Annotated in this window: 8 protein-coding genes; 6 read left to right on the top strand and 2 right to left on the bottom strand. The window is 29.7% G+C overall.

What is annotated here, in order from left to right:
• The 6 genes from VK071_10675 to VK071_10650 form a co-directional block, all read left to right on the top strand.
• Nucleotides 1–403 (top strand): hypothetical protein (locus VK071_10675; GenBank protein ID HLR35773.1); only part of this gene is annotated, 403 nt, incomplete at its 5' end.
• A gap of 543 nt (nt 404–946) precedes the next feature.
• Nucleotides 947–1,621 carry a SatD family protein gene (locus VK071_10670; protein HLR35772.1) on the top strand — a complete coding sequence of 225 codons (675 nt, stop codon included), beginning with the start codon at nt 947–949 and terminating at the stop codon, nt 1,619–1,621.
• Between the two features lie 91 nt (nt 1,622–1,712).
• Nucleotides 1,713–2,306: a hypothetical protein gene (locus VK071_10665; protein HLR35771.1), complete on the top strand. Its 594-nt coding sequence runs from the start codon at nt 1,713–1,715 to the stop codon at nt 2,304–2,306.
• Between the two features lie 155 nt (nt 2,307–2,461).
• Complete coding sequence (locus VK071_10660) at nt 2,462–2,665, top strand: helix-turn-helix transcriptional regulator (protein HLR35770.1); 204 nt, start codon at nt 2,462–2,464, stop codon at nt 2,663–2,665.
• A gap of 316 nt (nt 2,666–2,981) precedes the next feature.
• The gene (locus VK071_10655) at nt 2,982–3,308 is read left to right on the top strand and encodes a hypothetical protein (GenBank protein ID HLR35769.1); all 327 of its coding nucleotides are present in this window, start codon (nt 2,982–2,984) and stop codon (nt 3,306–3,308) included.
• A gap of 693 nt (nt 3,309–4,001) precedes the next feature.
• On the top strand, nt 4,002–5,060 hold the full coding sequence (locus tag VK071_10650; GenBank protein HLR35768.1) for a Glu/Leu/Phe/Val dehydrogenase: 1,059 nt from the start codon (nt 4,002–4,004) through the stop codon (nt 5,058–5,060).
• A 68-nt stretch (nt 5,061–5,128) separates the two neighbouring features.
• Here VK071_10650 and VK071_10645 read toward each other — a convergent pair whose 3' ends face one another.
• Nucleotides 5,129–5,368, bottom strand: coding sequence for a hypothetical protein (locus VK071_10645; protein ID HLR35767.1), 240 nt, complete (start codon nt 5,366–5,368; stop codon nt 5,129–5,131).
• Between the two features lie 25 nt (nt 5,369–5,393).
• Nucleotides 5,394–6,689 (bottom strand): branched-chain amino acid transport system II carrier protein, encoded by a 1,296-nt coding sequence (brnQ, locus tag VK071_10640; protein ID HLR35766.1) that lies wholly within the window; start codon nt 6,687–6,689, stop codon nt 5,394–5,396.
• Nucleotides 6,690–7,134 lie beyond the last annotated feature (445 nt).

Genomic DNA, 7,134 nt, shown 5'->3' with positions numbered 1-7,134 from the left:
AGAAGTCGATGAAAATTTCCATAACTCTGAATATGATAGCGTTTCATCACCTATTACAGAAGAAATGGTAGCATATGCTTATGAGATTTCAAAGAAAGTTTTTAAGGGTAAACTAAGCCGAACCGAAGGAAGGGATCAGATTACGAATCAAGTAAATATGAATCCAGGGTCTGCCGGTGATTATATTTCAGCTTTCTACTCTATGATGGAAGGAGAGAGGTATACTAGGACCCTTAATGAATACTCTACTAGATACTTTTTGGAATCCATATTAGAGGATTATGGCGAGGAAGGATTAAGAAAGGCAGTCAAGGCTTCTAGTAAACATGCTACTTACTATGCAGCTTTAGGTCGTGGAAGGTTAGCATATGTAGAAAAAATAATTGAGGAATACAGTAGTTAACATTAAATATTTTAATTATTTCTATACTTTTTAATTATTCTTTAAATGGGAATAAAAGGTGTGTAAGAACAAATAATACGGGATAAGATTTATTTTAAAATAGGAAGAAGAGCGAAATAAGGTGTAAAAATAAGTACTTAGATGAGGAAGTCTTATATAAAGCCTTTGTAAGTGGCTTCAATACCTTAGTGGAAAATAAGGAAGAATTTATTGGAAACTGGAAGATGCCAGGTACTATAGTAGTTGAAACTCGTTGGATTTAAAGTTAAATATGTAGAATCGTAAGATGATTTAGAATCTGGAAAATTTTATAGGATTAAAGATTCAACTACACAAATATATTAACAAGAAAAGTTATAAATTATCAATTAAAGATATCTTGAATTACAATCCACCTACAATAATTGAAACGTTAAAAGTAAATAATACACCCAAATAAAGGTTGCAGTTATACATGCAACTTTTATTTATTGCATGTATAACTGCAACTAATGTGAACCTATGATATAATAAATTTAACATATTATAGAGAGGGTTATTGCAATGGGAAATCAAAAATTATTAGCTATTATTGGTGATATAATAGACTCAAGAAATATAGAATACAGAATAAAAGTTCAAGAAGAGTTAAATAAAATAATAAAAGAAATAAATATGTCCTATAAAAATTATATAGTATCTAAATGGACTATTACTTTAGGAGATGAATTTCAAGTATTAATGAAACCAAATTTAGAGATCTTCAAAATGTTGGATTATATATCTTACAGAATGGATCCTATTAAGATAAGATATGGAATAGGATTAGGAGAAATATATACGGATATTGATTATGAAAAAAGTATAGGGGCAGATGGACCGGCATATTGGAATGCAAGAAGTGCTATTGAATTTATTCATAACAATAATAATTATGGAAATAGCAAAATATTATTTAGAGGCAAGACTAAAAGCGATAATATTATAAATCATTTACTTTCTTATACAGACTGGATGAAAGAAAACTGGACCAATACTCAAAAAGAAGTATTATATACTCTTTTAGAGAGTGGTATATATAGTGAAAACTTTGAACAAAAGGCATTAGCAAAAAAACTTAATATATCTGAATCAGCAATGTCAAGAAGGGTTAAGACAAGTGGAATAAGATTGTATTTATCAAGTAAAAATAGTATAGCTAAAGAAATTGAATATATAGGGGGGGATAAAGATAGATAATTGGACAGTTATTACATATATTTTTTATTTTGTTTTAGAATATTATTTATTTATAGATGCTGGGTTTGACTGTGTTGAGTATAAAAAAAGATTGAAGAACCATTTTATTTGTTTGTTTATTGGATCTATAATTTTAGTAATAATAAATTATAAAAAATTAAAATATATAGTAATTTATTTTATTCTACATTTTATTATAGATGTTTTTATATATTGGCTTAATATGAAAGGGAAGAGAAAAGATAAAATATATTTGCTCCATCAAATATTACATATAATACTTATATATTATATTGGTGAAATAATAATAGATAAAGATATAAATTGGTTACAATCAATTTCAAGCAATTCATTAAAATGGACATTATTTATTCTTATAATTTTAAAACCTGTTAATACTAGCTTTAAAATACTATTTCAAAAGTATGCTCCTGAAGAATCTAATAATAGTAAAAGTACAATAGAAGGTGCAGGAGCTATGATTGGGAATTTAGAAAGATTATTGATAGCTGTACTTATGTATTATAATCAATTTGGAGCAATAGGATTAGTTTTTACAGCTAAATCTGTAGCAAGGTTTGATAAGATTTCAAAGAATCCAACTTTTGCTGAATATTATTTAATAGGTTCACTCTTTAGTATACTTTCGGTTTTGGTCTGTTATGGTATCATTATTCACCAATAGATATATCTGGAATTGTCTTTTTACCTTTATTTTCCCTAATATATAATAGGAATATAAGTAGTATAATACTGAACTTTATCCGAGAAAGCCTAACCTATAAATGAAGTAATTGGGAAGGGAGGATGTAAAGTATACTATACAAAGGTGAGTGAATAATGAAAACAAAAATAAGAGAATTAAGGGCTAAACACAAATTATCCCAAGAAGAATTAGCTAATATAGTAGGAGTGACTAGGCAGACTATAACATCAATAGAAAATGAGAAGTATACTGCCTCTTTAGTATTAGCCTATAAAATATCAAAATATTTTGGTTTAACAATTGAAGAAGTATTTGATTTCAGTGAAATTGATTTATAACACCTTACCCGATGAAGCACATAATATTAATATGCTTATGGGAATCTTTGTTGGTTTAGCAGCGCATTTATGTTAACATAGACATATATAGGATTAGAAAATAATCTTTATGATATACTAAAGATATACAATTTAGCGCCAAAATATCAAGAGTTAGGGTAGAGATTTAGCTCAAAGACCCTATACCAACCTGCATTATGTAAGGTGGTTCAGCTAAAAGTTCGATAAGGAGGTGAAGAAAATAATCATTTCATATCTTCTTATCATGGGATAAGGAGATTTTTTATTTTATAAATAATTTATGGGAGTTGATTACATGAATACAAGTGGAGTTATTAGGGGTTATATGTCGAAGAATATGGATGCTGAGGAATTTATTAAAATAGTTGTATCAGCTTTAAGTAGAGAATTTGGAGAAAAAGTACAATTGCAAAATATTAATGATGATGAATTTATAATAACAATGGCTGATTATACAGTCACAATGAGTAAAGAACTTATTAATGAATTAAAAAGTCCCTATGGGGTTGATAGGTTTATTTTAGAAAAATTTGAAAGTCAAGGGTTTCAATTTGATAGAAATAGAAGTCAATATATCCAGTATTGTTTTGGAAACTATACTGGCATAAAAAAAGAAAATTAATAGTTTCCAGGGGGATAGGTATATTTATAGTTATTTTTATTAGACAATTATATTTGTTATAGATATATAAGAGAATATATACTAGAGTTCATCGAAGATGATGACTTACTGTTATTAAAGATAGTTGTTAAAAATTAAAATGTAGTTTTGGTATTACTGGGGTAGGAACTACCCTTAGAGTTTGGGTAAACTTGGTAAGTTGTTACTATTGACCAAGAAGCTCCCACTTCAACCAACGTAGTGAGTAAGTGGTGAACAGTTCACAAAGTAAAAAGACAGAAAATTAAATAAGGAATTTATAATATAAACTCCTACTCCATAAAGAAATACCCTAGACAGTAGGGTATTTCTTATAGTAAATATATATGTAATATTATAAGCAGTTTTAAGTCAATGGTTGTTTTCGTGAGTATCTTTACAGAAGTAGTACGCTTCGGTTTAATTGTATTATATTATTGTATCTCACTAAATTGATATGGAATTGTATTAGAAGGTTAGGGGCCTAACTAGCTCTATATATATAACCTAAAGGAATTGAATTTATGTGAAAAAAGATGTATAATATAATATATAGCTAATGTACATTGTTTAACATAGTAGTGAATGTATACTTAGTGGACACTCTGGAAACGTTTGCATCCTATTTGTTATTTTAAGTTAAGGATGTAAAACAAAAAATAAGGGGGATGTATTATGAATATTTTTGATTACTTAGAAGAATTTGATTACGAACAATTGGTATTTTGTCAAGATCGTGAAACAGGATTAAAGGCAATTATAGGAATCCACGATACTACTTTAGGACCTGCTCTTGGAGGTACTAGAATCTGGGATTATGAGTCTGAAGAAGAGGCAATTATAGACGTTCTCAGATTAGCTAGAGGAATGACTTATAAAAATGCAGCAGCAGGCTTAAATATTGGTGGTGGAAAGGCTGTAATCATAGGCGATCCCGAAAAAATCAAGAGTGAACAATTATTTAGAGCTTTTGGAAGATTTGTAGAAGGTTTATCTGGTAGATATATAACAGCAGAAGATATGAATGCAGGTACGCAAGATATGGCATACATAAATGATGAAACTGATCATGTAGTAGGATTAGAAGGAAAAAGCGGTAACCCATCTCCGGTAACAGCTTATGGAGTGTTTAGGGGAATCTTAGCAGCAGTAGACGAAGTTTATGGAAGTCAAGATTTAAATGGTAAAGTAGTTGCAGTTCAAGGACTAGGAGCTGTAGGATATACTGTTTGCAAACATTTGCATGAAGCTGGAGCTAAATTATATGTAACAGATATTAGAAAAGATAGTATTGAAAAGGCTGTGAAAGACTTTGGTGCTACAGCAGTAGAGCCAGATGATATATATAGTGTGGATTGTGATATATTTACTCCATGTGCTATGGGTGCAATAATCAACGATTTCACAATCGACAAATTAAAATGTAAAATAGTGGCAGGGTCTGCAAATAACCAATTAGCTGAAGAAAAACATGGGGATATGCTAGAGGAAAAAGGTATAGTGTATGTTCCAGACTATGTAATAAATAGTGGTGGAGTAATTAATGTATATGAGGAAATGAAAGGTTATAATGCAGAAAGAGCAATGGCTAGAGCAGCTGGAGTTTATGACAGCGTTAAGAGGATATTTGAAATTTCTAAATCAGAAAATATACCTACTTACAAAGCAGCTGACAAAATGGCAGAAGAAAGAATAGAAAGTATGGGTAAGATTAAAACGATTTATTTAAAATAATAAAGATTTATATTTTCCTAGTAAATGTGATATTCTGTTTTAACAGAATATCACATTTATAATTATATCTAAGAATTCTCAATACCAAAGCCTATAAGCCCACCTAATATTATTAACATAAGTATTATCAGCATAAGCACCCTATCGTATTGCTCATTTCTTATGTTGATTAAAAGAGCCTTTATACATAGAAAATATATACTTCCCACAATGATGATAGTATAGCTAAGAAGGCCATAATTATATATATACCACTCTAGTATATCTGTAATAAAACTTAACTTAGGTTCCATTGAATTTAATCCCAATGTTTTGCCTCCTAAAAACTATTCATTATACAGGAGCATTTTCTTTTATCTTTGTAATTAAATGAGTTAGTATAATTCCTAGAATTGCTGGTAGCATCCAACCAAAACCACTATCAGCAAATGGAAACGTTTGCACAACCTTACTTATGTAAGAGGTATTAATACCCATTGCAGACAGTCCATCTACTAGACTTACGCAAAATGTTCCAATAGTTGCACCTAGATAAATTCGTTTGTTTTCAATTAAGTTATCAAATACATTAATAATTACTAATACGATTGCTATTGGATATACTATTTTTAATATAGGGTCAGCAAATGTAATTATACTTTCAACGCCAATATTAGAAATCGTTATACTTATTATAGTTGATATTATAACAATGGTTTCATATTTTATTTTATCCTTACTTATTTTATTAAAGAAATGTCCTATAGTAGCAGTAAGACCAACTGATGTTGTCAGACAAGCAGAATATACACATAAGCCTAATACTACTTCTCCCCAACTACCCAATATTGTATTTGTTATATTGGTTGTTAAAGCTACTTTCTCCATATCTGGTGGGAAAACAGAACTACCTGTAGCCCCTAAATATAAAAGCCCTCCATAAACAATTCCTAAACCAGTAGCTGCAATAAGTCCCGTTTTAGCAACTATTTTAAATTGTTCATCTTTATCCGTTATGCCTCTATTTTTTATATCATCAACTATTATACTACCGAAGACTATTGCGGCAAGTAAATCCATAGTTTGATATCCGTCTCCAAAACCTATAGAAAAAGGTTGGGATATTTGTGTATCTATAGGTATGCCTATAGGAATAGAAATTCCTTTAAAAATAATAGTTGATATCATAATTAAAAGTATAGGTGTTAAGAATTTCCCAATAACATCCACAATATTAGTAGGGTTTATTGTTAGAAATAGAGTGATGCCAAAAAATATTATTGAACTTATAAGTGGACTTATTGATGGAAAAAAGGGCTTTATCCCCAATTCATAAGCGGTGGCTCCAGTTCTAGGAGTAGCCAATAGTGGACCTATTAATATTATTATTGTAATACTAAAAACTATAGCAAATCTAGGACCAACTTTACTTAACAAACTATCAATAGAACCACCTGATATAGTTACAGATAGTACTCCAAGTATAGGAAGGCCTATACCAGTTAAAGAAAAACCCAATAAAGCAGCTTTCCATTTTGTTCCTGCCCCCAGGCCAATAGAGGGTGGAAAAATTAAGTTCCCTGCACCAAAAAACATTGCAAATAAAGCAAAACCAATAACTAAAATTTCTTTAGAGCTAAGTTTTTTCATCAAGTCAACCTCCTTAGTAGTTTAAATTGTGATTGTAGTTTAAATTGTGATTTAAGAATGTTTTTTCATTATATCATAAATTATTACAAAGTTCTAAGAGGTTAATATATTCTGGTAGTCGTTAAAAGAATGTCAAGTATTAAGTCCTCCAGTATTATATTATGCTTTATAATATTGAAGCCTGTGGAAACATATGCACAAGTTTACTGCTATTTTTTTAAAACCACAGCATTATTCAGAGAAAATTTTTCAGAGGTCGTGTCACATATGTTTGACTTCTCTAGAATCACTATAGCAAATGAAATGAAAAGGTTGTTGACATAAATTATATGTTAGTATATAATGGATGTACAATTTAATAAGACCTCACTTTTACAAGTGAGGTAGAGGAGCGATATTTAACAGTTCTTAGTGGAGTTTGAGAAGCAATGATGCTAAGAAGAAG

The sequence above is a fragment of the Tissierellales bacterium genome (assembly GCA_035301805.1).
Classification (GTDB): domain Bacteria; phylum Bacillota; class Clostridia; order Tissierellales; family DATGTQ01; genus DATGTQ01.
Note: the sequence above shows the minus strand (reverse complement) of the source record. Positions and strands in the feature narration are given on the sequence as shown.